The organism is Pseudomonas sp. IPO3778 (assembly GCF_013386825.1).
In the GTDB taxonomy this organism is placed as follows: Bacteria; Pseudomonadota; Gammaproteobacteria; order Pseudomonadales; family Pseudomonadaceae; genus Aquipseudomonas.
Window position 1 is genome coordinate 1 of record NZ_JACARC010000037.1, and the last position, 25,163, is coordinate 25,163.

A 25,163-nucleotide genomic window follows, 5' to 3' on the forward strand; every position below is an offset into this window, starting at 1 on the left:
CCGTGAAGAACCTTTTTTTTGTGGGAGCTGGCTTGCCTGCGATAGCGGTGGGTCAGGTTGATCATGGGAAGCTGACAGACCGCTATCGCAGGCAAGCCAGCTCCCACAGGGGTTTGTGTGTTTGGTTGACCGTATTTAGAGGCCGCCCATCAGCAGGTATTTGATCTCCAGGTAATCCTCCAGGCCGTACTTGGAACCCTCACGGCCCAGGCCCGATTCCTTGATCCCGCCAAACGGCGCGACTTCGGTGGAGATGATCCCTTCGTTGATCCCCACCATGCCCGCTTCCAGGCCCTCGGCCATGCGCCACACGCGGCCGATGTCGCGGCTGTAGAAGTAGGCGGACAAGCCAAACGGTGTGTCGTTGGCCCGTTGCAGCACTTCCGCTTCGTCCTTGAAGCGGAAGCAGGCCGCCACCGGGCCGAAGGTTTCTTCCTGGGCGATCAGCATCTCGCCGTGGGCTTCGGTGAGGATGGTGGGTTCAAAGAACGTGCCGCCCAAGGCGTGCCGACGGCCGCCGCACAGCAGCTTGGCGCCCTTCTCCAGGGCGTCGCCCACGTGGGCTTCGACCTTGGCCAGGGCGGCGGCGTTGATCAGCGGGCCTTGTTCGGTTTCGCCGTCCAGGGCGCTGCCCACGCGCATCGCGGATACCGCTTCGGCCAGTTTGCGGGTGAACGCGTCATAGACGCCGTCTTGAATGAAGAAGCGGTTGACGCACACGCAGGTCTGGCCGGTGTTGCGGAACTTGGAGGCCATGGCGCCTTTGACGGCGGCGTCCAGGTCGGCGTCGTCGAACACGATAAAGGGCGCGTTGCCCCCCAGTTCCAACGAGACCTTTTTCAACGTGTCCGCAGCCTGGCGCATCAGCAGCTTGCCAATGCGGGTGGAGCCGGTGAACGACAGCTTGCGCACTACGCTTGAGGCTTGCAGCGCGCCGCCGATGGCCACGGCATCGCCGGAGACGATATTGAACACGCCGGCGGGAATCCCGGCCTGCTCGGCCAACACCGCCAGGGCGAAGGCCGACAACGGGGTTTCTTCCGACGGTTTGAGGATCATCGTGCACCCCGCCGCCAGCGCCGGGCCGACCTTGCGGGTGACCATGGCCAGCGGGAAGTTCCACGGGGTGATTGCGGCGACCACGCCGATGGCTTCCTTGGTCACGATGATGCGCGCATCGGCCTTGTGAGTCGGGATCACGTCACCGTAGGCACGCTTGGCTTCTTCGGCAAACCACTCCAGGAAGCTCGCGGCGTACACCACTTCGCCAATGGCTTCGGCCAGCGGCTTGCCCTGTTCCAGGCTGAGCAGGTGGGCCAGGTCCTTCTGGTTGCTCAGCATCAGCTCGCTCCAGCGCTTGAGGCGCTGGCTGCGTTCCTTGGCCGTGAGTTTGCGCCAGGCCGGCAAGGCGCGGTTGGCGGCGGCAATGGCCAGGTGGGTTTCCTCTGCGCCGGCCCGTTGTACTTCGGCGATCTGCGCGCCATTGGCCGGGTTGAGTACCGGGTAAACCGGCCCACCGCTGGACCATTGGCCATCGATGAAATTGCCTGTGCGAATCAGCGGGTTCATGCCACGGCCTCTATCAGGTTAAAGCGGTCCAGGCCCGGACGGGCGCTGCGCAGAATGCGTTTGCCGGCGGTGTAGTCGTTGATCACATCGCACGGGGTGTAGTTGCGTTCCAGCTCGTGGAGCTCTTCGGCATCCAGTTGGGTGTCGAGGGCGGCGAGCGCGCTGTCAAACTGTTCGGTGGTGTCGGCGCCCACCAGCATCACGTCCACACCCGGGTGGTTGGCCACCCAGGCCTGGGCGATCTGCGCGTTGGACACGCCACGGGCACGGGCCACGCGTTGCACCGAGTGGGCGATGTCGAACGACGCCTGGTCGCTGTACATCTGCTGGGTGAAGAAGTCGGTCTGGTTACGGTTCGATTGCACGTCGCCGGTGAGCAGGCCACGGGCCAGCGGGCTGAACACCGAGACACCCAGGCCCTGGTCGCGGCAGAACGGGATCATCTCGCGCTCTTCTTCGCGGTAGGCGCAGTTCAGTTGCAGCTGCATGTTGATCGGCTTGACCCAGCCGTTGCGCTCGCAGGCCATGAGGATTTTCGCCAGTTGCCCGGTGAGCATGGTGGACACGCCAATGTAGCGAGCCTTGCCGGAACGCACGATGTCGTTGAGGGCGCCCATGGTTTCTTCCACCGGGGTGTTCACGTCGAAGTAATGCAGCATGAACACGTCGACGTAGTCCATGCCCAGGCGGCTCAGGGAAGCGTCAATGCTGTCCATGATGTGCTTGCGCGAATGGCCGCTGGCGTTGATGCCGGCGCGGGTGCCGTAGCCGACCTTGGTGGTGACCACGATGTCTTCACGGCGGGCAACGCGCTTGAGGATGCGCCCTACCACTTCTTCGCCGACGCCGGCGGAATAGAAGTCGGCCAGGTCGATGAAATTGACGCCGTTGGCCAGCGCGTGGGCGACGATGGGCTCGCTTTGTTTCTCATCGAAGATCCACGGCTTCCAGTCCGGGGTGCCCATGTTCATGGTGCCCAGGCACAGGCGGGAGACTTGCAGGCCGGAGTTGCCCAAACGAATGTAGTGCATGGGGAGGTCCTCAGGCTTTTGGCGTGTAGAAAGGGTTGCTGATGTGGTTGACCACGTCCGCCAGCTGCGCGGTGTGCGGCAGGCCGGTCAGGGCGGCGCGGATCGCCGTGCGGCAGGCGTTGTAGTTATTGAGGTAGACCGCGTCCAGGTCATCGCAGGCCGGGTTGACCCAGTTGGCGGTGACGATGGCCCACTCGTCTTCGGCTTCCGGCGGCAGGGTGCCGTCGAGCAAGGCTTCGAGCACCGCTTTGGCGATCCCGGCCTGGGACGCGCCCCAGGTGGCATTGCCGTGGAGGTCACTGCCGATGGCGGCCTTGTTGACGTACAGGGTCATGGGTTTGACCGGGATGTTCGGCTGGGCAATCACCATGAACGGGCAATGGCCCTGGCTGGGTGAGGCCAGGCTGGAGGCAAACGCCTGGCCGGCCGGGCCGTTGCGCGGGCCGATAAGGATGTTGATGTGGGCAGCATTGACGCCTGGGCCTTCGAAGCCTTCGCCGATGTACAGATCAAGTGCTTTCATTTCGCAAACGCTCTTTTTTGTTATGGGGAGCTGGTTGGCGAATTTTTAGCACTGGCGCAGGCGGGCGCCGTAACCATTAAAAGTCATGGGGCTGTGAGTTTTGCTCATGGCCCTGCGACCATCGGACCCGTCCTACGCGTTGACCATCCTTGTCACACCCCATATAGTGTGCCCACAAACACAGACAACCACTACATAGTGTGCAAGAACACCTAGCCTCGACCACACTATGGGCAGTATTTCAATGCCTTGCAGCCTGCAAAACGCACATTTTTGAACGCGGTCACGCCGTCAAATGGACCAGGAAGGAGCAATTCAATGCTGAGTTGGGATGAAGCAGATCAACCAGACACCGGTGACGTCGTCATCCGAGGCGCCAACGCCGGCCACGCCACCGAAGCCAACATGGACCGCCTTGACGGCGCCGGCGCTGCCGCCGCCCTCGAAGCCCGCAACGTGACCGCCAGCGACTCGGCCGCGATCATCCGCGCCAAGGCCGCCCTCGACAAACTCGACGTCGCCGAAGGCCTCGCCGAACTCGAAGGCTCCGCCGCCCGCGTCGCCGTTGACGAAAAGCGCATGATCAACTGCCGCGCCGACCTCAACCAACTCGTACCGTTCAAGTACGACTGGGCCTGGCAGAAATACCTCGACGGCTGCGCCAACCACTGGATGCCGCAAGAGGTCAACATGACCGCCGACATCGCCCTGTGGAAAACCCCCGAAGGCCTGACCGACGACGAACGCCGCATCGTGATGCGCAACCTCGGCTTCTTCTCCACTGCGGATTCGTTGGTCGCGAACAACCTGGTCCTGGCCGTGTACCGCCTGATCACCAACCCGGAGTGCCGCCAGTACATCCTGCGCCAGGCCTTCGAAGAAGCGATCCACACCCACGCCTACCAGTACTGCATCGAATCCCTGGCCATGGATGAAGGCGAGATCTTCAACATGTACCACGAGATTCCATCGGTCGCCAAAAAGGCTGCCTGGGGCTTGAAGTACACCCGTTCGATCTCCGATCCGAAGTTCGAAACCGGCACCGTCGAGACTGATAAAGAGCTGTTGCGTAACCTGGTCGCGTACTACTGCGTACTGGAAGGCATCTTCTTCTACTGCGGCTTCACCCAGATCCTGTCCATGGGCCGTCGCAACAAAATGACCGGCGTGGCGGAACAGTTCCAGTACATCCTGCGGGATGAGTCGATGCACCTGAACTTCGGTATCGACGTGATCAACCAGATCAAAATCGAAAACCCGCATTTGTGGGATGCCGGGATGAAGGAAGAAGCGACCCAGATGATCCTGCAAGGGACTCAGCTGGAGATTGAATACGCGCGCGATACCATGCCACGTGGTGTTCTCGGGATGAATGCGGCGATGATGGAGGATTACCTCAAGTTCATCGCGAACCGTCGTTTGTCGCAGATTGGGTTGAAAGAGGAATACCCAGGCACCACCAACCCGTTCCCGTGGATGAGCGAGATCATGGACTTGAAGAAAGAGAAGAATTTCTTCGAGACCCGTGTGATCGAGTACCAGACCGGCGGCGCGCTGAGCTGGGACTAATCCACGACGCAAATCAAAGGTGGGAGCGGGCTTGTTGTGGTGAGGGGGCTTGTCCCCCGTCGGGTTCGCCATAGATTGATGGGGCTGCTTCGCAGCCCAACGCGGGGCAAGCCCGCTCGCCACAGCAAGCCCTCTCACCACAGCAAGCCCCCTCACCACAGCAAGCCCGCTCCCACATTGGGTCCGCGGTGTTCTACAAGACTTTGCACATTATTTTTATGCCCAATCAAACCATCAAGACACCCTGCGTCGGCCTGTGCTCCACCGTTTACGGGGACCTGGTCTGCCGCGGCTGCAAGCGCTATCACCATGAGGTGATTCAGTGGAACGGCTACAACGCCGAGGAGAAACAGGCAGTGTGGCTGCGCCTGGAACAACTGCTGGTGCAGGTGATGACCAGCAAGTTGCAAGTGCTGGACCCGCAACGCCTGCGCCAGCAACTGGAAGACCGCAAGATCCGGTTTGTGCCCCACCAGTCGCCGTATTGCTGGGCGTACCAGTTGATTGCCCGCGGCGCGCGGGTGATTTCCAAGCTGGATGCGTATGGGTTGGCGCTGCTGCCGGAGTTTCGCGAGCGTAATCTGACGGATTTGCGGGATGCGATTGATCGGGAGTTTTTCCTGTTGTCCGAGGCGCATTACGAGCGGTACATCGCGCCGGGGTTTCTGCGGGAGACTTTTGGGGCGCCGTTGATAGCCAGTACTTTGGGATAAACACCGACTAATGTGGCGAGGGAGCTTGCTCCCGCTGGAGTGCGCAGCGCTCCCAGGGTTTTGGGGCCGCTTCGCAGCCCAGCGGGAGCAAGCTCCCTCGCCACAGTTTTTGTTGTGTCAGCACACCCAGGACGCATCCCGCTCCGTCTGCAATGCGTACCGCTCTATCGCCTGCTGGCAAACCTGCCGGTCCACACTCCCCTGCTCCACCAACGCCGTCAGTGCCGCCAGCACAATGTGATAGCGATCCACCTCAAAGAAATCCCGCAACGCGGCCCGGGTATCGCTGCGACCAAAGCCGTCCGTGCCCAGCACCGTGTACGCCGAATCCACGTATGACCCAATCATCTGCGGCACCGCCCGCACGTAATCAGACACCGCCACCACCGGCACGCCCTTGGGCAAACACTCCGCCAGGTGACTGCGCCGCGCCGGCTGCTGCGGATGCAGGCGATTCCAACGTTCCACCTCCCGCGCGTCCCGGGCCAGTTCGCTGAAGCTGGTGACGCTGAACACTTCGCTCGCCACCTGCCAATCATCCGCCAGCAACTGCGCCGCGGCCTGGGCTTCAAGCACCAGCGTGCCGGCACCGAGCAAACGAACCTTGCCGCCCACCTGCCCGCTCAAACGGTACAGGCCTTTGATGATCGCCGCGTCCACGCCGTCCGGCAGGCTCGGCTGCGGGTAGTTTTCGTTCATCAGGGTCACGTAGTAGAACTCGTCCACGTCGTGCTCCAGCATCTGGCGCATGCCGTGGTCGAGGATCACCGCCAATTCGCCGGCAAACGCCGGGTCGTAGGCGCGGCAGTTGGGCACCGTGGCGGCCGTGAGGTGGCTGCTGCCGTCCTGGTGCTGCAAACCTTCGCCACCCAGGGTGGTACGCCCGGCCGTGGCGCCCAGCAGGAAGCCACGGGCACGCTGGTCGGCCGCGGCCCAGATCAGGTCGCCGACGCGCTGGAAACCGAACATCGAGTAGTAGATGTAAAACGGCAGCATCCGCAGGCCATGCACCGAATAACTGGTGGCCGCCGCCACCCAGGAACTGAGGGCGCTGGCTTCGCTGATGCCTTCTTCCAGTATCTGCCCGTCGGTGGCCTCGCGGTAGCTGAGGATCGAGCCGATGTCTTCCGGCTCGTAATGCTGACCGACACTGGAATAGATGCCGATCTGCTTGAACAGGTTGGCCATGCCAAACGTACGCGCCTCGTCAGCGACGATGGGCACGATGCGCGGGCCGAGGGCCTTGTCCTTGAGCAGATGAGTGAGCATGCGCACAAAGGCCATGGTGGTGGACATTTCCTTGCCATCCGCCCGGGTGGCAAACCCGCCGTAGCCCGACACCGGCGGCACGTTCACGGCGGGCGCCTGCTGGCTGCGGCTCGGCACATACCCGCCGAGGGCGGCACGACGCTGGTGCAGGTAGCGCATCTCGAGGCTGTCTTCGGCCGGTTTGTAGAAGCTCAGGGATTCGGTCTGCTCATCCGACAGCGGCAACTGGAAGCGATTGCGAAAGGCGATCAACGCCTCGCGGTCGAGCTTCTTCTGCTGGTGCGTGGTCATCTTGCCCTGCCCGGCTTCACCCATGCCAAAGCCCTTTTTGGTCTGGGCCAGGATCACCGTGGGTTTGCCCGTAACCCGGCGTGCAGCGTGATAGGCGGCGTGGATCTTGACCATGTCATGGCCGCCACGCTTGAGGCGGTCGATCTGCTCGTCGCTCATGCCTTCGACCAGTTTGGACAGCGCCTCGCTTTGGCCGAAGAAATGTTCGCGGTTGTAGGCACCGTCCTTGGCGGCGAAGGTCTGGAACTGCCCGTCCACCGTCTGCGACAGGGTGCGCACCAACTCGCCGTCGGCGTCTTTGGCCAGCAAGGCGTCCCAGTCCGAGCCCCACACCAGCTTGATCACGTTCCAGCCGGCGCCGGCGAACAAGGCTTCCAGTTCATCGATGATGCGCCCGTTGCCGCGCACCGGGCCGTCGAGGCGTTGCAGGTTGCAGTTGACCACCCAGGTCAGGTTGTCCAGGCCTTCGCGGGCGGCCAGGGTCAGGGCCGACATGCTTTCCGGCTCGTCCATCTCGCCATCGCCGAACACGCCCCAGACGTGGCGGTCTGTGGTGTCCTGCAAGCCACGGTGCTGCAAGTAGCGCATAAACCGCGCCTGGAAAATCGAGCTGATGGGGCCAATGCCCATGGAGCCGGTAGGAAATTGCCAGAAGTCCGGCATCAACCACGGGTGCGGATAGCTGGACAGGCCCCGGGCCCCCGCCTGGCCGGCGCCGATTTCCTGGCGATAGTGGGCCAGGTCGGCCTCGTTCAGGCGTCCTTCAAGGAAGGCACGGGCATAGATCCCGGGGGCGGAATGGGGCTGGTAGAACACCAGGTCGCCGCCAAAACTGTCGCTGCGGGCGCGGAAAAAGTGGTTGAAGCCCACCTCAAACAAGTCCGCAGCGCTGGCGTAGCTGGCGATATGGCCGCCGAGTTCGCCATAGGCCTGGTTGGCCCGTACCACCATGGCCAGGGCGTTCCAGCGCACCACCGAGGCCAGGCGTTCTTCAGTGGCCAGGTCACCGGGAAACGGCGGTTGTTGATCCATGGCGATGCTATTGATGTAGGGCGTGCCATGGGCGGGTTTCCAGGCAATGCCCGGCGCGCCACCCGCTTGCGCCAGCATGTCGAGGATCTCCCGCGCTCGCGCCGCGCCGGCGTTGGCCACCAGGGAGGCCAGGGCGTCGCGCCATTCGGCCAGTTCTTCCTGATCCATCGCTGTCTGACTCACTGCATTCGCGAAACCGTTCATGGGCACCTCCGGGCTTTTTTTCCAGTTTATGTCGGTGCCAAGGGATTTTTTGACTGTTGTAAACCGCCGAGCATGCCTTTTTGAGCACAAATCACTGCCAATCGACAAATTCAGAGCACGTTGTGCTTCAACGCCCGAACACCCCGCAATTGTGTTTAAAATGCCGCCCGCTCAATGACCGACGTTGCCCGATGAACCCAGACGCACTTGCCACCCTGCACGCCCATTTGCTGACCGCCCTGCAGGCCGTCCCCACCGAAACCCGCCGCCTGTTCCACGGCCGTGGCCGCTGCTGGCCGGGCCTGGAACAGCTGACCGTGGACTGGCTGCAAGGCGTGGTGCTGGTGGCGCTGTTCAAGGAGCCCGAGGCTGCAGAGCTTGAAGCCTTGAAGCAGATGCTGGTGCAGATCGACTGGCCGTCCTGCGGTGCCCATACCGTGGCGCTGCAACACCGCTACCTCCCCCAAAGCACCACCGAATGGCTGGTGGGCGAGGCCGTCGACGAACTGACCATCACCGAAGGCGGCCTGCGCTACCTGATCGACCTGGGCAAAAAGCAGAACAGCGGGCTGTTCCTCGACATGCGCTATGGCCGCAATTGGGTGCGCGAACAGGCTCGAGGCCAGCGGGTGCTGAACCTGTTTGCCTACACCTGCGGGTTCTCCGTCGCCGCCATCGAAGGCGGTGCCGAGCATGTGGTGAACCTGGACATGGCCCGGGGTGCCCTGAGCCGAGGCCGCGACAATCACCGCCTGAACGGCCATGACTTGAGCCAGGTGACCTTCCTCGGCCACGACCTGTTCAAGTCCTGGGCCAAGGTCATCCACAGCGGCCCGTATGACCTGGTGATCATTGACCCGCCTTCCTTCCAGAAAGGCAGCTTCCTGCTGACCAAGGACTACCAGCGGGTGCTGCGCCGCCTGCCGGATTTGCTCACGGCCCAGGGCACGGTGCTGGCCTGCATGAACGACCCGGCATTCGGCGAAGACTTCCTGATCGACGGCGTGACCCGCGAAGCACCTGGCCTGCGCTTTGAGCGGCGGCTGGAAAACCCGCCGGAATTCCCTGATATTGATCCGCAAAGCGGGTTAAAGGCGCTGGTGTTCCGTCAAGGCTGATGCCGAAACGTCCTACGCTTGCTACGCTTAACCTACGCCGGGTGGTGAACCTTATCCCACCCTTCCCGGTCGATACTTGCACACTCTGGCCAGATTCGACGGTGTTACCCCGTCGGCTGCCCTGTTTCACCTTTTGGAGAACGCCCCTGTGATATCGACCCTGCATGTAGCCCGTCTCAAGGCCTGGGGTGCCCATGGTTTTACCGCGACCGGCGTGGTGCTGGCCTTCCTGGCCACCCTGGCGCTGCTCGACAACCAGCCCAAGGCCTGCCTGTTGTGGCTGGGCCTGGCGCTCATCGTCGATGGGGTGGACGGTTCCCTGGCGCGACGGGTGAATGTGCAAACGGTATTGCCAAGCTTTGACGGCTCGGTGCTGGACCTGGTGATTGATTACCTCACGTACGTGTTTATCCCGGCGTTGTTTATCTATCGCTATATCGCGCTGCCGGACTTCACCCCGCTGTTTACGGTATCGGTGATCCTGGTGTCATCGCTGTTCTGCTTCTGCAACGTCAACATGAAGAGCAAGGACAACTACTTCCAGGGCTTCCCGGCGGCCTGGAACGTGGTTGCGCTGTGCGTCTACATCATCCAGCCCGATGCCTGGATCACCCTGTTGACGGTGATCGGCCTGGCGCTGCTGACGGTCACCCCGATGAAGTTCCTGCACCCGTTCCGGGTCAAGCGCTTCATGCCGCTCAATATTGCAGTGACCACGATTTGGTTGCTGTGCAGCCTGCTGCTGGTGATCGACTTCCCGTACACCAATCGGCTGACGATGGGGCTGTGGTTGCTGATGTCGGCGTACTTCCTGGGAATCTGCTTCTGGCGCACCGGCATGGAATGGTGGGAGAAGCGTCACGCCTGATACCCACGCGATCGTTCCCACGCTCCGCGTGGGAATGCATCCAGTGACGCTCTGCGTCGCACGTGGGACAGCAGGACGCGGAGCGTCCAGGGCGGCATTCCCACGCAGAGCGTGGGAACGATCAAGCACCCTCACCACAGCAAGCCCGCTCCCACATTTGGATCGCCTCGACCCAGGGTTATGGGTAAGATACCGGCCTTTCGCGCAGCCCTTTCTGCGCCTTGCCGAATAAGTCTTGCCCATGCCCTTCGAACTCAGCGTTGACCTCACCACCCTCGCGATCCTCGCCGTTGTCGCCTTTATCGCCGGTTTTATCGACGCTATCGCCGGCGGTGGCGGCCTGCTGACCACGCCTGCCCTGCTCACCGCCGGCATGCCGCCGCACCTGGTGCTGGGCACCAACAAACTCAGTTCCACCTTCGGCTCGGCCACCGCCAGCTTTACCTTCTACCGCCGTAAGCTGTTTCACCCGCGCCAGTGGGTGCATGCCATCGTCGGTACGCTGATCGGTGCACTCACCGGCGCGATCGTCGCCCATTACCTGCCCGCCGAAACCCTGAACAAGATGCTTCCGGTGATCGTGTTCGGCTGCGGTTTGTATTTGCTGTTTGGCGGCACGCCCAAGGCGGCGCTGGACAACGACGCGCCGATCAAGAAGAAATGGCAATCCACCCAGGGCTTTGGCCTGGGCTTCTATGACGGCGTGGCGGGCCCGGGTACCGGGGCGTTCTGGACCGTGAGCACCATGTTGTTGCATCCCATCGACCTGGTAAAAGCCAGCGGCGTGGCGCGCAGCATGAACTTCGTCAGCAACGCGGCGGCGCTGACGGTGTTCATTTTCAATGGTTCGGTGGACTGGATTGTCGGCCTGAGCATGGGGGTGTCGGTGATGTGCGGCGCATTCTTTGGCGCACGCAGCGCCATCAGCGGCGGCGCCAAGTTCATTCGCCCGGTGTTTATCACCGTGGTGCTCGGCCTGACGGTGCGCCTAGCCTGGCAGCACTGGTTCAGCGTGGCCTAAACGGCGGGCCAGGTAGAGGTCGATCAGGTAGCGCGCAATCGAGCGGGACGCCGGCAACGGCGGCAGCTCATGGACGTTGAACCACTGCGCGTCTTCGATTTCGTCGGCCTGGGGCACGATATCGCCGCCGGCGTACTCGGCATGAAAACCCAGCATCATCGAGTGCGGGAACGGCCAGCACTGGCTGCCCATGTACTGGATGTTCTTGACCTCCACCTGCACCTCTTCACGCACTTCGCGAATCAGGCAGTCTTCGGCCGACTCACCCGGCTCGGCAAATCCCGCCAGGGTGCTGTAGACCCCCGTGACAAAGCGCGGCGAACGGGCCAGCAGGATCTCGTCGCCACGGGTCACCAGCACGATCATACTCGGCGAGATACGCGGGTAACTGCGCAGGTCACAGGCCTGGCAGAACATCGCCCGCTCCCGTGGCACCTGCACCATCGCCTGGCCACAACTGCCACAGAAACGATGCTCACGGGCCCAGGTGCCGATTTGCGCGGCATACCCGAGGACTTTGTACAGGGTGTGGTCGCCTTGCAACATGAACGCTCGCAGGCCCTGCCAGCCGCAGCCCGGTACGTCGGCGGGGCTGTTGAGCTCCAGCAGGTACACCGGTTCGCCGTCCAGGTGGCCGATGCCATGCTCGGCAAACACCGACAAGTCCTGGCGCTTGAGCCATTCCCGGGGGAACAGCGGGCCGTTCTGGTCGTGCAAAAAGCCTTCACGGCTGCGGGCCACGGCCCAGCCGCCCGGGGCGTCGTTGTCCAGCAGCGTTGTGGTAATCCAGCCTGGGGTCATGTTCAGTCAATCCACGAAGTCGGGTTTCTGCTTGCTCATATGGGCCGCGATGGCCACGCGCAGGTCGTTGGATTGCAACATAGCTGAGTTCCAGGTGGCAACGTATTCCAGACCATCATTGATGCTGTGGTCACGCATGTAGCTGATCATCGCCTTGGTGCCGGTGACCGCGATTGGCGATTTGGCCGCGATTTCCCGGGCGATCTCCATCACCCCGGCCAGCAGGCTCTCGTGATCGCTGAACACCCGATTCACCAGGCCGATGCTGCGCGCCTCTTCTGCGCCGAACGGGCGGCCGGTGTAGGCCAGTTCACGGAGCATGCCGTCACCGACAATGCGCGGCAGGCGTTGCAGGGTGCCGACGTCGGCGGCCATGCCGATGTCGATTTCCTTGATGGAGAATTGCGCATCTTCGGCGGCGTAGCGCATGTCACAGGCGCTGATCAAGTCGATGGCACCGCCGATGCAATAGCCGTGAATCGCCGCGAGTACCGGCTTGCGACAGGTGTCGACGGCGTTGAACGAGGCTTGCAGTTCGAGGATCTTGCGCCGCAGCAGGCGGGCGTTGCGGCCTACGTCCTTGCCGAATTCATTGGCCACCGAGGCCAGCATCATCAGGTCGATGCCGGAAGAAAAATGCTTGCCGGCGCCGCTGATGACCACCGCACGCACGGCGTCGGTGTCTTCGACCCACTGGAAGATGTCGATGATCTCGGTCCAGAACGCCGCGTTCATGGCGTTGATCTTTTCCGGGCGGTTGAGCTGCACATGGGCGACGTTGCCGCTGAGTTCGACGACAAAGGCTTGGTATTCGGACATGGCAGTGATCCTTGACTGGCAGCTGGGATAAGGGCCGAACTATAACAAGGGTGTGTGAGGGCGGGTAAGGCTGTGCATGCGCCAAAAACAGGACTGAAGGACGGTGAGGATCACATGTGGGAGCTGGCTTGCCTGCGATGGCGGTGTATCAGTCAACAAAGATGCAAGCTGACCCACCGCTATCGCAGGCAAGCCAGCTCCCACAATGGTTTTGCGGTGTTCTTTAGCTTGGTAGCCACAACCTGAAACGTGCGCCGCCCAATGGCGAAGCCTGGGCCGTCAACGTTCCGCCTTGGGCCTCCAGCGCCCGCCGGCTGATGGCCAACCCCAACCCAAACCCGCCGGTGGCGCGGTCACGGCTGCGATCCAGCCGGTAGAACGGCTCGAAAATCCGCTCCCGCTGGTCAACCGGAATGCCGATGCCGTCATCGTCCACCCAGATCTCGCAGCCCTTGGGACACACCTTCACCCCCACCTGAATCCGCCGTTCGCAATAGCGCATGGCGTTGCGCAGCAGGTTTTGCAGGGCCCGGGCGGTCAGGCGCGGGTCCAGGGTGAAACGCTCCACGGCGCAGTCCAGCACCACATCCATCACGATATCGGGGTTTTCCAGTTCATCGTCAACGCTGCCCAGGATGCTGTCGATAAATTCGTCGAGCACCACTTCCACCTGCTCGGGGGTTTGCGCCGGGTTTTGCAGGCGGCTGTAGGACAGTAATTCCAGCACCAACTCGTCCAGTTCACGAATATGTGCCACCAGCCCTTGCAGGCGTTCGCGGCTGGCGGCCGGGAGGTCGTCGGACAGCGCCAGGGCCAGGCCGAAGTCCAGGCGCGTGAGTGGCGTGCGCAGTTCATGGGAGACGGCATTGAGCAGATCACGCTGTTGGTTGAGCAACTGCTCGATGTCGTTGGCCATGGTGTCGAACACCGCTGCCAGGCTGCCGATGTTGGAGCTGGGGGGAATCTTCGTGCGTGCCCCAAGGTTGCCTTGGCCGAGTTGGGCCGCCGTGCTTTTCAGGCGCTCCAGGTCGCGCCAATGGGGCCGCAGCCAGAACAGCAGGCACGCCAGCAGCGCCGCACCGATCAGCACGTTCATGCTCCAGTACAGCAGGTTCATGTCCAGCGGGTCCGGCGGGACCGAGACCTTGACCACCAGTTGGTCGTCCAGGGCCGAGCTGACGTCGTCCGCCCAGCCCCACTCGCCCAGGCGAATCACCATTTGGTCTTTTTCCAGCAGCCGCTGTTCTTCAGGGGTGTAGCTAGCGTCCTGGATCCGCAGCAATTGCACTTTGAGCGGTGCAAAATCCGCCGCCAGCCGCACGGTGACATTGGCCCACTGCTCCACCGGCACCCGTTGGTATTCCTTGACGATCAGGCTCTGCATCCCGCGGGACTGCTCGATGTTGTAGCTCATGTAACGGTGTTCAAACAGCTGGATCACCGCCCGCGGGACGAGGTAGATCGCCGCGGCGAAGGTGACAATGGTGATCAGGTACAGGCGAATCAGGACACGAAACATGGCTCAGCATTCCCACTCGGAACGGCTGAACAGGTAGCCCTTGCCCCATACGGTCTTGATCTTGCGCGCTTCCCCGGCGTGGTCGTCGAACTTGCGCCGCAGCTTGGAAATCGCCACGTCCACCGAGCGGTCGGTGCCGTTGAATTCGATGCCCCGCAGGCGTTGCAGGATCTGGTCGCGGCTGAGCACTTCGCCGGCATGCCGGGCCAGCACCACCAGCAGGTTGTATTCACCGCTGGACAGCTCCACCGCCTGGTCGCGCCAGGTCACGGTGCGCTCCGACAGGTCGATGCACAGGTTGCCCATCAGGATCTGGTCGTTGGCCACCTGGGGCTCGGTGAGGCTGCTGCGCCGTAGCAGGGTGCGCACGCGGGCCAGCAATACCCGGGGCTCGCAGGGTTTGGTGACGTAGTCGTCGGCGCCCATTTCCAGGCCCAGCACCTGGTCGTGGCTGTCGTCGCGGGCGGTGAGCATCAGGATCGGCAGCGTGGCCGAATCGGCCCGCAGCAACCGGCAGACTTGCAGGCCGTCGAGGCCCGGCAGCATCAGGTCGAGGATCACCAGGTCCGGCGGGTTGAGCCGCGCGCGCTCACGCACGTGGTCGCCACGGCTGAGCACACTGACGTGATAGCCGTTGCGTTCCAGATAACTGGCGATCAATTCGGAGAGCGCGGCGTCGTCTTCCACCAGCAGGATGTTGGGCATGGTATTTCCAAATAATACAATTTCTAAGTAGTGCGCAAATCCAGTGTGGGAGCGGGCTTGTGTGGGCGCCGGGCTTGCCCGCGATGCAGACGCCTCGGTTTATTCAGTAAAACCGAGGCGCTGCCATCGCAGGCAAGCCAGCTCCCACACAAGCCCGCTCGCACATTTGATCTTCAGTGTGTAGAAGATCGTGTAAGGTTCGGCGGTTATGAAGGATATACGCCCCTGTGCATCTGTGGGCCGCACCTTACATTTCTTCACACACCACCTACAGAGCTTCACAGCACTGTGGCGGGGGCGCCCGTAGGATGCGCCAGTCAATATTGGGATATGAGCATGTCGAAGAATCTGTTTGCGCCGTTTTGCCTGTTGGCCCTGACACTGGCGCTGAGCGCGTGTGGCAAGTCGACGGACAAAGCCGCCGAGGCACCACTGGCCAAGGTGCGGATCGAAACCCTTGAAGCCAAGCCCCTGTCCATCACCAGCGAGCTGAGCGGGCGGATTGCCGCGCCGCGCATCGCCGAAGTGCGCGCCCGGGTGGCCGGCGTGGTGTTACAGCGGGTGTTCAAGGAAGGCCACGACGTCAAACAGGGCGATGTGCTATTCCGGATTGACCCGGCGCCGTTCAAGGCCGACCTCGACAGCGCTCAGGCCAGCCTGCGCAAGGCCGAGGCCAATGCGTTCCAGGCGCGCCTGCAAGAGCAGCGCTACAGCCAATTGGTGGAAGGCAACGCCATCAGCGGCCAGGAATACGACAACGCCCGCGCCGCCGCCCGGCAAACCGCCGCCGATGTGGCCGCCAACCAGGCCGCCGTGCAGCGCGCCAGGTTAAACCTGGGCTATGCCACCGTGACTGCGCCGATCTCTGGCCGCATCGGCCGCGCGCTGGTGACCGAAGGTGCACTGGTGGGGCAGAACGAAGCCACGCCGATGGCGCTGATCCAGCAACTGGACCCGATTCACGCCGACCTGACCCAATCCACCCGCGAGCTGAATGACCTGCGCCGGGCCTTCCGCGCCGGGCACTTGAAGCAGGTCGGCCAGGACCAGGCCAAGGCCACGCTGATCCAGGATGACGGCAGCCTGTACCCGTTGCCGGGCAAGTTGCTGTTCGCCGAGATCAGTGTCGACCCGGGCACCGGCCAGATCATTTTGCGCAGCGAGTTCCCCAACCCGGACCTCGACCTGCTGCCCGGCAGCTTTATCCGCGTGCGCCTGGAGCAAGCCGTCGACCAGCAAGGCATCAGCGTGCCGCAACGGGCGATCACCCGCGACAGCGCCGGAATTCCCATGGTGTTGCTGCTGGACGCCGAGCAAACCGTGAGCCAGCAACCGGTGGAACTGGGCTCGGTGGTGAATGACCGCTGGGTCGTGACCAGCGGCCTCAAGGCCGGTGACCGTATCGTCGTCGAAGGCCTGCAACACGCCCGCCCTGGAGAGAAAGTCCAGGTCGACGACAGCACCGCGCCACTCGCCCAGGCATCCGGCCAATAAGGATCGTTTTCCATGCCGCAATTCTTTATCGACCGCCCGATCTTCGCCTGGGTGGTCGCCCTGTTTATCCTGCTGGCCGGCGCCCTCGCCATCCCGCAGCTGCCCGTGGCGCAGTACCCCAACGTCGCCCCGCCAAAGGTCGAAATCTACGCGGTGTACCCGGGCGCTTCGGCGCAGACCCTGGACGAAAGCGTGGTCAGCCTGATCGAGCAGGAGCTGAACGGCGCCGATCACCTGCTGTATTTCGAGTCCCAGAGCAGCCTCGGTTCGGCCACCATCACCGCCACCTTCCAGCCGGGCACCGACCCGGAGATGGCTCAGGTCGATGTGCAAAACCGCCTCAAGGCCGTCGAGCCGCGCCTGCCCCAGGCGGTGACCCAGCAAGGCTTGCAGGTGGAGAAAGTCTCCGCCGGTTTCCTGCTGTTGGTGACCCTGACCTCCAGCGACGGCAAGCTGGATGACGTGGCGCTCAGCGACTACCTGGCGCGCAACGTGATGAACGAACTCAAGCGCCTGGACGGTGTGGGCAAGGCCCAGCTGTACGGTGCCGAGCGTGCGATGCGGATCTGGATCGACCCGCAGAAGCTGATCGGTTTCAACCTGACCCCGGCGGACGTCAACGCCGCCATCGCCGCGCAAAACGCCCAGGTGTCAGCCGGCAGCATCGGGGATCTGCCGGGCACCAAGACTCAGGAAATCACCGCGTCGATTCTGGTAAAAGGCCAACTCTCGACCCCGGCCGAATTTGCCGACATCGTGCTCAAGGCCAATCCGGACGGTTCTACCGTGCGCGTCGGTGATGTGGCACGGGTGGAAATCGGCAGCCAGGAATACCAGTTCTCCACCCGCCTGAACGGCAAGCCGTCCACCGCCGTCAGCGTGCAGCTGTCCCCCGGCGCCAACGCCTTGAGCACCGCGACCCTGGTGCGGGCAAAGATGGACGAACTGGCGCGCTACTTCCCGGCCAACGTCGAATACAAGATTCCGTACGACACTTCGCCGTTCGTGAAGGTCTCGATCACCAAGGTGGTGTACACCCTGGGCGAGGCGATGCTGCTGGTGTTTGCGGTGATGTTCCTGTTCCTGCAGAACATCCGCTACACGCTGATCCCGACGCTGGTGGTGCCGATCGCGTTGATGGGCACCTTCGCCACCATGCTGTTGCTGGGCTTCTCGATCAACGTGCTGACCATGTTCGGCATGGTGCTGGCCATCGGCATCCTGGTGGACGATGCGATTGTGGTGGTGGAGAACGTCGAGCGGATCATGGTCACCGAGGGCCTCTCGCCCAAGGAAGCCACGCGCAAGGCCATGGGCCAGATCACCGGGGCGATTGTCGGCATCACCCTGGTGCTGGTGGCGGTGTTCCTGCCGATGGCGTTCATGCCGGGTTCGGTGGGGGTGATCTACCAGCAGTTCTCGTTGTCGATGGCCACCTCGATCCTGTTCTCGGCGTTCCTCGCCCTGACCTTGACTCCGGCGCTGTGCGCCACCTTGCTCAAGCCGATTGCCAAGGGCGAGCACCATGAGAAACGCGGGTTCTTCGGCTGGTTCAACCGGCGCTTCGAGCAGTTCACCGACCGTTATGAAGGCTGGGTGGCCTATGCCCTCAAGCGCAGCGGCCGTTACTTGGTGATCTACCTGGTACTGGTGGTGGGCCTGGTGGTGTTGTTCAGCCGCCTGCCCTCCTCGTTCCTGCCGGTGGAAGACCAGGGTTACACCATCACCGATATCCAGCTGCCGCCGGGTGCAAGCAAAAACCGCACGGTCAAGGTGGCCGAGCAGATCGAGGCGCACAACGCCGGCGAACCCGGTGTGGGCGATACCACGATGATCATGGGCTTCAGCTTTTCCGGCTCCGGGCAGAACGCCGCGCTGGCGTTTACCACGCTCAAGGATTGGTCGGAACGCAGCAGCAAGGATTCCGCCGCCGCGATTGCAGACCGGGCCAACGCGGCCTTCAGCGAGCTGAAGGACGCGATCGCCTATGCGGTCCTGCCGCCGCCGGTGGATGGCCTGGGCACCTCCAGTGGTTTCGAGTTCCGCCTGCAGGACCGTGGCGGCGTCGGCCACGCGGCCTTGATGGAAGCCCGTACCGAATTGCTGGCCGCCGCCGAGAAAAGCCCGATCCTGGCCAACGTGCGTGAAAGCGCCCTGGCCGAGGCGCCTCAGGTGCAACTGGAAGTGGACCGCAAGCAAGCCAATGCCCTGGGGATTTCCTTTGCCGACATCGGCAATGTGCTGTCCTCGGCCATCGGTTCGGCTTATATCAACGACTTCCCCAACCAGGGCCGCATGCAGCGGGTGGTGGTGCAGGCCGAGGGTGATCAGCGCAGCCAGGTGGCCGACCTGATGAAGATCCATGTGCGCAATAACGCCGGGAAGATGGTGCCGCTGTCGGCCTTCGTTGAAGCACGCTGGATCCAGGGCCCGGCGCAGTTGACCCGCTACAACGGTTACCCGGCCATCGCGATTTCCGGTGAAGCCGCGCCGGGCCACAGCACCGGCGAGGCGATGGAGGAAATCCAGCGGCTGGTCAGCCAACTGCCCGCCGGCCTGGGCCAGGAATGGACCGGCCTGTCGTTGCAGGAACGCTTGTCCGGTTCCCAGGCGCCGCTGTTGCTCGGCTTGTCGCTGCTGATCGTGTTCCTGTGCCTGGCGGCGCTGTACGAGAGCTGGTCGATTCCAACCTCGGTGTTGCTGGTGGTGCCGCTTGGCGTGCTCGGCGCGGTGTTGGCGGTGAGCTTGCGCGGGATGCCCAATGACGTGTTCTTCAAGGTCGGCCTGATTACGATTATTGGCCTGTCGGCGAAGAACGCGATCCTGATCATCGAGTTTGCCAAGGACCTGTATGACCAGGGCGAAGACCTGATCGATGCAACGCTCAAGGCGGCACGCCTGCGCCTGCGGCCGATCATCATGACGTCCCTGGCGTTTATCCTCGGCGTGGTGCCGTTGGCGATTGCCACGGGTGCCAGTTCCGCCAGCCAGCAGGCCATCGGTACCGGCGTGATCGGCGGGATGATTACCGCGACGCTGGCGGTGGTGTTTGTGCCAGTGTTCTTTGTGGTGGTGATGAAGCTGGTGAAGAAGCGCCACAAAGACAGCTGAACAAAGGACTCAGGTGGGCTAAGGTAATGCAAACCCTGGCCCATCGAGTTCCCATGCCCTTCCTCGCCCGCACCCACCCTCGCCTGTCCTCCGCCGCCGTACTGGGCCTGGCGGTGGGCATTCTCGCTCCGGCCGATACGCTCCTCAGCAAAATCCTTATCGGCTGGAACGCCGGCGTCTGGAGCTACCTGGTGCTGATGCTGTGGCTCACCAGCCATGCCCGGGCCGACGACGTAAAGCGTATCGCCGAGATCGAAGACGAGAACGCCAGCCTGGTGCTGTTTATGGTGTGCATCGCGGCGATTGCCAGCCTGGCGACCATTACCTTTGAACTGGTGGGCAGCAAGGACCTGAGCAGTACCGAGCGCCTGTTGCACTACGGGTTTACCGGCCTGACGGTGATCGGTTCATGGCTGCTGATCGGGGTGATTTTCAGCGTGCATTACGCGCGCCTGTATTACACCTGGGACGGCCCCGAGCCGGCGCTGCGGTTTGCCGAGGATTTACGCACGCCCAACTATTGGGACTTTCTGTACTTCTCGTTCACCATCGGTGTGGCGGTGCAAACCGCGGACGTCGGCGTGGCCACCCGTGGCCTGCGCAAGGTGGTGCTGGGGCAGTCGTTGATCGGGTTCCTGTTCAATACCGCGATCCTGGGGTTCTCGATCAACATTGCCGCCGGGTTGTTCGGTTGAGGCTGCACAAACCTTCTAGACGCCAGCCGGCGCTGCGGCGCTAACTGGCGACCACCTATTCGTTATCGGTGCGTTATGACCGCCCACAACTGGATCGACCTGGCTCAAGACGCCGACACCGGCATCGAGACCCTGCGTGCGCATTTCGAGGGCCACGCCTACGACCCGCACTGGCACGACAGTTTCCTGGTGGGCGTTACCGAGCAAGGCGTGCAGCAATTCAACTGTCGCCGGGCCCGCCATCACAGCACACCGGGGCAAGTGTTTTTGCTGGAACCGGGGGAAATCCATGACGGCAACGCCCCCACGCCCGAGGGTTTCACCTACCGCATGCTGTACCTCGACCCGCATTGGCTGGAGCGGGAAGTCTCGGCGGTGTTCGAGGAAGCGCCCGCCAACAGTCAGCTGAGCGTTACCACCACACTGACCAGTGACCCGCGCCTGGCGCTCGCCACCCACCAGGCTTTTCAAAGCCTGCATGCGGGCGAGTTACGCATCGTGCGCCAAAGCGCCCTCGACCAGTTGCTGGAACGCTTGACCGGGCAATTGCAGTGGCGCCAGCGCTACCGCGAAGACCCACGCATGCCGCTGGTAGCCCACAAGGCCCGGGAATACCTGCACGCCCATCTGCAACAGGATGTCGGGATGGACGAGTTGGCCCTGGCGACCGGTGTTGACCGCTTCCGCCTGACCCGCGCGTTCAAAAGCGCGTTCGGATTGCCGCCTCACGCTTACCTGGTGCAACTGCGCCTGGCCCGCGCCCGACATTTGCTGGCCCGAGGCGCCCAACCCGCCGACGTCGCAACAGACCTGGGCTTTGCCGATCAAAGTCATTTGGGCCGCTGGTTCGTGCGGGCCTATGGCCTCACACCCGCCGCCTACCGCAAGCGCTGCTCAAATCTTCCAGACAGGTAACGGCCAGGCTTGTGAAGATCGACTTCATTGATCTGCTGATTGGAGTCGCGTTGCCATGTTCCCTACCCTGCTGCCGTTTCTGTTGTTCGCCTTCGTCGCCTCCATCACCCCGGGACCCACCAATATCCTGGTGCTGAGCAACAGCGCCCGCCATGGTTTCAAAGCGGCCTTGCCCATCGTGCTGGGCGCCTGTACCGGCGCGGCGGGGATTGTATTCGTGGTGGGCTCGGGGTTCGGCCAGTCCCTCGCGCAGCTGCCGAAGGTGCAAACCGCTATGCAATGGACCGGCGTGGCCTGGCTGAGCTATTTGTCGTGGCAGATATTCCGTGCCCCCGCGATGGCGATCACCCCGGACGCGACACAAAAACCCATGGGCCTGGTGGGCGGCGCAAGCCTGCAACTGGTGAACCCCAAAACCTGGATGATGGCACTGGCGGTCATCAGTGTGTTCGGCGGCGCTGGCGACGAGCGGCAAGCTCACGTGCTGTACCTGTCCCTGGCGTTCTTTGTGATTTCCCTGCCCTGCCTGGGCGCCTGGGCCTTGCTGGGTGCCGGGTCAACCCGGCTGTTTCGTTCCCCCACCGCCATGCAGCGGTTCAACCGCTGCATGGCGGTGTTGCTGCTGGGGTCGACGTGGTTGAGCGTCATTGTGTAAGGGCGATGGGGCTACGACGCTTAGCATCAAAGGGAGTTAAAAAACGGTTCTTAGACTGTCATTTATGCCAGTAGACAGCACGCGGGAACGGCGTCTAATAACCCCAAGCCTTCCAACATTGCGGTGGGTCAGTCACTCGCAGAAGACAGGCTTTGTAAACTGTTATTTTTGACAGTTTACAGGCCGGGCAACGTTGCTATTTCATAGCCTGACCAGAATGACTTGAACCCTGGTTTTCGCACAATCATCGACGATGGAGAAGCGATCATGTCAGCACAAGCGCAACAGTTAACCCCCGCCCAACAAAAACGGCTACTACCCAGGGCCCTCACGGCCACGGGTATTTTTAACGCAGCCGTTGACCGTATTGTCACGAACCCGCAGACCAAGACCGTAGTACACGACTTCGATGAAGGCATATACGCTATCAACGGCCGGTACGCGGATAACTCCGTTACGATCAAAGAGTTTTATATCCAGATTCCGGATGACACCGAAACCGATAAAATCATACGGTTAGAGGACACCGAGTTCACAAAGGTAAGGGTCTGGTATTCCGTAAAATCGCCCACGGAGCATTACGCGGTGCGTTGTATATCTGGAGAACTGGTTATCCAGGCACTGGTCAGCGGCATTATAAAAGTCAGTGGGCGCCTTGTGGGACAAACCGAGACCGACCCCCATGGAAACCCTCATGAATTGGTTTTAGTCTTTGACCTTTTGAGCTGACCCTCAAGCAAACGCAAAAAAGCCCGTATCTCTCGATACGGGCTTTTTTATCTGCGACGACTTACCAGGAGTAACGAACGCCTACGTTGGCACCCCAGGGCTGGTCAATTTTCTGACCACTGCTGTGTTCAAAGTCCGCATGCAACTGCAGGTTCTGCGACAGTTTAACCGCAACACCAGCACCAAACTCGTTACGCGAGCCGGACAAGTCATTGTTGAACACGTTGTTGTTCACCGCGACTTTGTTGTTGTTGGCAAACTCATGCACCCTGGCTGCGCGCAGGTACGGCTGAACAACACTGCCGCTGTCGAGCTGGATATTGCGCCCAACGGTAGCACCGGCTTTGGCCAGGATCGAACGGGTTCTTTCACCCTTGGCTTGCAGCCCATTATCCAGGCTGTAATTGGCCCCCTGAATGACCACCGTCGACAGTTGAGCGTAAGGCTCGACAAAGAAGTCGTCGTCCAGTTTGATGTTACGCCCGAACTCTGCCGACAGACCGCCACCGGTGTTGGTGTACTGGCCCTTGGAACCTGTTCCGTCACTCAATCCAACCTTGGACTCGTTGTGGAAACGGTTCAGCTTGGCCACCGCATCAAAGTACAGGCCACTCTCCTCGTCCAGCCAGGTTGCGTAGCCACCTACGTAGTAACTCTTGACGTTACCCGATGTACCGCGCTTGAGGTTCAGGTCGGAGCTGCTGTGACCGACCATGGCGCCGATCAGCCACTGGCTGTCAGCCAACGGCATGTCGGCACCCAGGGAGAACCCTTGCTGGTTCTGGGTGTAGCCCACCCCGTTGCCATCGGCCACGTTGTACTTGTTGCCATAGCCACGGCCCCATAAGCCTGCCTGGCCCGGCTCAAAGCGCAGCTCACCCATACGCGTGCGCAACGAGGTAGCTTCGCCGTACCACACGGTCGGTGCGGTATTGAACAAGGCCAGCACGGAGCGGGTGCTTGGGCTGATGGCGCGGTTGTTCGGGTCGAGGAACCAGTCGGTCCCGTCTTTTTTCAGGCCGTAGGAATAGGCCCCCACATCCACCTTGTCGCCCACCAGGGAGAACTCGGCGTCACCGCCGCCAGTGTGCACGACACGAATCTCTTCGGGGCTGACCGGCTCCGCACCGCTGGCCGCAAGCAACAGGCTGTGATTGCCGGTGGCCTCTCCCGTGATATTCAGAAAGTCGGTCACGCCCCGGGCAAAATCGGTGCCCATGACAAAGGTCCCGTTGCCCTCAAGGCTATCCAGGTCGAGCTGGTAGAACGCATCGGTAGTACCGAACTTCACGATGCCGCCGGCCAGACTTAAGGCTCCCACTTGACTGTCACCGGTCAACTCCCAGAAAGAACGGTCGCCTACGCTCAAGCTGCTGACGTTCTGCAACTGGCCAGTCAGGCCGGCATTGTTCTGCAGGCTCAGGCGCGCGGTGCTGCCGTCTTCGACGATGACGTTACCATTCAAACGGCTATCGTCGACGTTCATGCTGGCCACGCCCCCACCGGTGACTTCCAGCAACGTGCCGTTGCCGCCGGTCAAGGTGGAGCCGTTACGCACATCGATTTCAGCTTCCGGGGTCGAACCGAACTCGCCTTGAACGACGATGGCGGAACCGCTGCGACCTTCGACGCTGGCGTTATCCAGGACCAGTTTGCCCACGCCACCGCCATCGAAATCTTCGGTGAACACTACCCCGTTCTTGCCGCCGATAATGCGGCTTTGGCTGGCAGTGACAGTCGCGCCCTCAACCCATACGCCAAAGCTGTCGGCGCCAGTACCTTCCACCAGGGTGTTCTGGTTGAAGTTCAGCTCACTGTTGCCAAAGGCCATGGCTCCACCCAGGGCGCCGCGAATAGTGCTGTTGAATACGTGTGCAATCCCGCCCTGGGCCGAGCCCAGGTACTCGAAAGCTTGCAGGCCAACCGTGGCATTGCTGGTGATCGTGCTGTTGCTGATGACGGCAGAGCTGTCGTCCAGGCGTACCGCGCCAAACAGCGGATGGTTCGACTCCACTGTGGCACCGTCGAGGCTGACCGTGGAACCCTGGGTCGCCCGAATGTCATCAACCCGGCTGCCGGCGTTGACGATCAGTGCCGAGTCGTTGACAAGGATATGTTGTGCCCGCGCACCGTTAAGTGTCAGGTCGGACTTCTGGTCCAGTTGCCAGTCATTGTTCAACTCACTGGCATCGATGGTTTTTGATTCGCCAATCAGCTGACCGGCCTGGGCCGTCGTTTGAACGGCGGCAAACATAAGAAAGGTAATGGTTGGAACTTTCATCATCTTGCTCAAGGGATTGAGCTCGAAGTTGGCTAACACTGGCATTGGGGATCACTCTCTGTAATAGAGCCTTTGAAAACGGTTTGGCTCGTTCTCTCGGAATGGAGCCTCACCCTGTGCGGCGCAGAGATTACGCAGCAGAGATACCCATTGATGTAGGACTAATCCGAACAGAAAAAGTGATTGGCAATAGGACAAGTAGGAAAAAGGATTCGCAGCAGTCAGACGCAC

Annotated in this window: 20 protein-coding genes; 11 read left to right on the forward strand and 9 right to left on the reverse strand. The window is 62.0% G+C overall.

Features of this window, described 5'->3' with window-relative positions:
• Positions 1-135: 135 nt before the first annotated feature.
• From HX855_RS18435 to fae, 3 genes are read right to left on the reverse strand one after another with little or no spacing between them, the layout of a single operon-like run.
• Positions 136-1,569: an NAD-dependent succinate-semialdehyde dehydrogenase gene (locus tag HX855_RS18435; protein WP_177088000.1), complete on the reverse strand. Its 1,434-nt coding sequence runs from the start codon at positions 1,567-1,569 to the stop codon at positions 136-138.
• Positions 1,566-2,600 (reverse strand): aldo/keto reductase, encoded by a 1,035-nt coding sequence (locus HX855_RS18440; RefSeq protein ID WP_177088002.1) that lies wholly within the window; start codon positions 2,598-2,600, stop codon positions 1,566-1,568. Before HX855_RS18440 ends, HX855_RS18435 begins: the two co-directional genes overlap by 4 nt.
• 10 nt (positions 2,601-2,610) lie before the next feature.
• Complete coding sequence (gene fae, locus HX855_RS18445) at positions 2,611-3,123, reverse strand: formaldehyde-activating enzyme (protein ID WP_177088004.1); 513 nt, start codon at positions 3,121-3,123, stop codon at positions 2,611-2,613.
• A gap of 318 nt (positions 3,124-3,441) precedes the next feature.
• On the opposite strand from fae, the gene HX855_RS18450 reads away from it, so the two are divergent.
• On the forward strand, positions 3,442-4,692 hold the full coding sequence (locus HX855_RS18450) for a ribonucleotide-diphosphate reductase subunit beta (protein WP_178948014.1): 1,251 nt from the start codon (positions 3,442-3,444) through the stop codon (positions 4,690-4,692).
• Positions 4,693-4,910: 218 nt separating this feature from the next.
• A complete protein-coding gene (locus HX855_RS18455; protein WP_177088008.1) occupies positions 4,911-5,405 on the forward strand; it encodes a DUF1289 domain-containing protein in 495 nt (164 codons plus the stop codon).
• 117 nt (positions 5,406-5,522) lie between these two features.
• Here the strand turns inward: HX855_RS18455 and mdeB are convergent, their stop codons facing one another.
• Positions 5,523-8,201 (reverse strand): alpha-ketoglutarate dehydrogenase, encoded by a 2,679-nt coding sequence (gene mdeB, locus HX855_RS18460; RefSeq protein ID WP_177088010.1) that lies wholly within the window; start codon positions 8,199-8,201, stop codon positions 5,523-5,525.
• Between the two features lie 191 nt (positions 8,202-8,392).
• Between mdeB and HX855_RS18465 the strand changes: the two genes are divergently transcribed.
• The 3 genes from HX855_RS18465 (at position 8,393) to HX855_RS18475 (ending at position 11,208) form a co-directional block, all read left to right on the forward strand.
• Positions 8,393-9,319: a class I SAM-dependent methyltransferase gene (locus HX855_RS18465; RefSeq protein ID WP_177088012.1), complete on the forward strand. Its 927-nt coding sequence runs from the start codon at positions 8,393-8,395 to the stop codon at positions 9,317-9,319.
• 148 nt (positions 9,320-9,467) lie between these two features.
• The gene (gene pcsA, locus HX855_RS18470) at positions 9,468-10,187 is read left to right on the forward strand and encodes a phosphatidylcholine synthase (protein ID WP_177088014.1); all 720 of its coding nucleotides are present in this window, start codon (positions 9,468-9,470) and stop codon (positions 10,185-10,187) included.
• Positions 10,188-10,428: 241 nt separating this feature from the next.
• Positions 10,429-11,208, forward strand: coding sequence for a TSUP family transporter (locus HX855_RS18475; protein ID WP_177088016.1), 780 nt, complete (start codon positions 10,429-10,431; stop codon positions 11,206-11,208).
• On the opposite strand, the gene nudC is transcribed toward HX855_RS18475, so the two are convergent.
• The 4 genes from nudC to HX855_RS18495 form a co-directional block, all read right to left on the reverse strand.
• Positions 11,176-12,009: an NAD(+) diphosphatase gene (gene nudC / locus HX855_RS18480; RefSeq protein WP_177088018.1), complete on the reverse strand. Its 834-nt coding sequence runs from the start codon at positions 12,007-12,009 to the stop codon at positions 11,176-11,178. The genes HX855_RS18475 and nudC overlap by 33 nt on opposite strands.
• Before the next feature lie 6 nt (positions 12,010-12,015).
• Positions 12,016-12,828: a crotonase/enoyl-CoA hydratase family protein gene (locus HX855_RS18485; RefSeq protein WP_177088020.1), complete on the reverse strand. Its 813-nt coding sequence runs from the start codon at positions 12,826-12,828 to the stop codon at positions 12,016-12,018.
• A 223-nt stretch (positions 12,829-13,051) separates the two neighbouring features.
• Positions 13,052-14,347, reverse strand: coding sequence for an ATP-binding protein (locus HX855_RS18490; protein ID WP_177088022.1), 1,296 nt, complete (start codon positions 14,345-14,347; stop codon positions 13,052-13,054).
• A 3-nt stretch (positions 14,348-14,350) separates the two neighbouring features.
• On the reverse strand, positions 14,351-15,052 hold the full coding sequence (locus tag HX855_RS18495; RefSeq protein WP_010165572.1) for a response regulator transcription factor: 702 nt from the start codon (positions 15,050-15,052) through the stop codon (positions 14,351-14,353).
• Positions 15,053-15,388: 336 nt separating this feature from the next.
• Between HX855_RS18495 and HX855_RS18500 the strand changes: the two genes are divergently transcribed.
• From HX855_RS18500 to HX855_RS18525, 6 genes are all read left to right on the forward strand, one after another.
• The gene (locus HX855_RS18500; protein WP_177088024.1) at positions 15,389-16,546 is read left to right on the forward strand and encodes an efflux RND transporter periplasmic adaptor subunit; all 1,158 of its coding nucleotides are present in this window, start codon (positions 15,389-15,391) and stop codon (positions 16,544-16,546) included.
• A gap of 12 nt (positions 16,547-16,558) precedes the next feature.
• On the forward strand, positions 16,559-19,657 hold the full coding sequence (locus HX855_RS18505; protein ID WP_177088026.1) for an efflux RND transporter permease subunit: 3,099 nt from the start codon (positions 16,559-16,561) through the stop codon (positions 19,655-19,657).
• Between the two features lie 53 nt (positions 19,658-19,710).
• Positions 19,711-20,352 carry a DUF1345 domain-containing protein gene (locus HX855_RS18510; protein WP_177088028.1) on the forward strand — a complete coding sequence of 214 codons (642 nt, stop codon included), beginning with the start codon at positions 19,711-19,713 and terminating at the stop codon, positions 20,350-20,352.
• 75 nt (positions 20,353-20,427) lie between these two features.
• A complete protein-coding gene (locus HX855_RS18515) occupies positions 20,428-21,267 on the forward strand; it encodes an AraC family transcriptional regulator (protein WP_177088030.1) in 840 nt (279 codons plus the stop codon).
• 55 nt (positions 21,268-21,322) lie between these two features.
• On the forward strand, positions 21,323-21,922 hold the full coding sequence (locus HX855_RS18520) for a LysE family translocator (RefSeq protein WP_177088033.1): 600 nt from the start codon (positions 21,323-21,325) through the stop codon (positions 21,920-21,922).
• A gap of 267 nt (positions 21,923-22,189) precedes the next feature.
• Positions 22,190-22,651 (forward strand): hypothetical protein, encoded by a 462-nt coding sequence (locus HX855_RS18525; RefSeq protein WP_177088035.1) that lies wholly within the window; start codon positions 22,190-22,192, stop codon positions 22,649-22,651.
• A gap of 61 nt (positions 22,652-22,712) precedes the next feature.
• Here the strand turns inward: HX855_RS18525 and HX855_RS18530 are convergent, their stop codons facing one another.
• Positions 22,713-24,977: an autotransporter outer membrane beta-barrel domain-containing protein gene (locus tag HX855_RS18530; RefSeq protein ID WP_177088037.1), complete on the reverse strand. Its 2,265-nt coding sequence runs from the start codon at positions 24,975-24,977 to the stop codon at positions 22,713-22,715.
• Between the last annotated feature and the right edge of the window lie 186 nt (positions 24,978-25,163).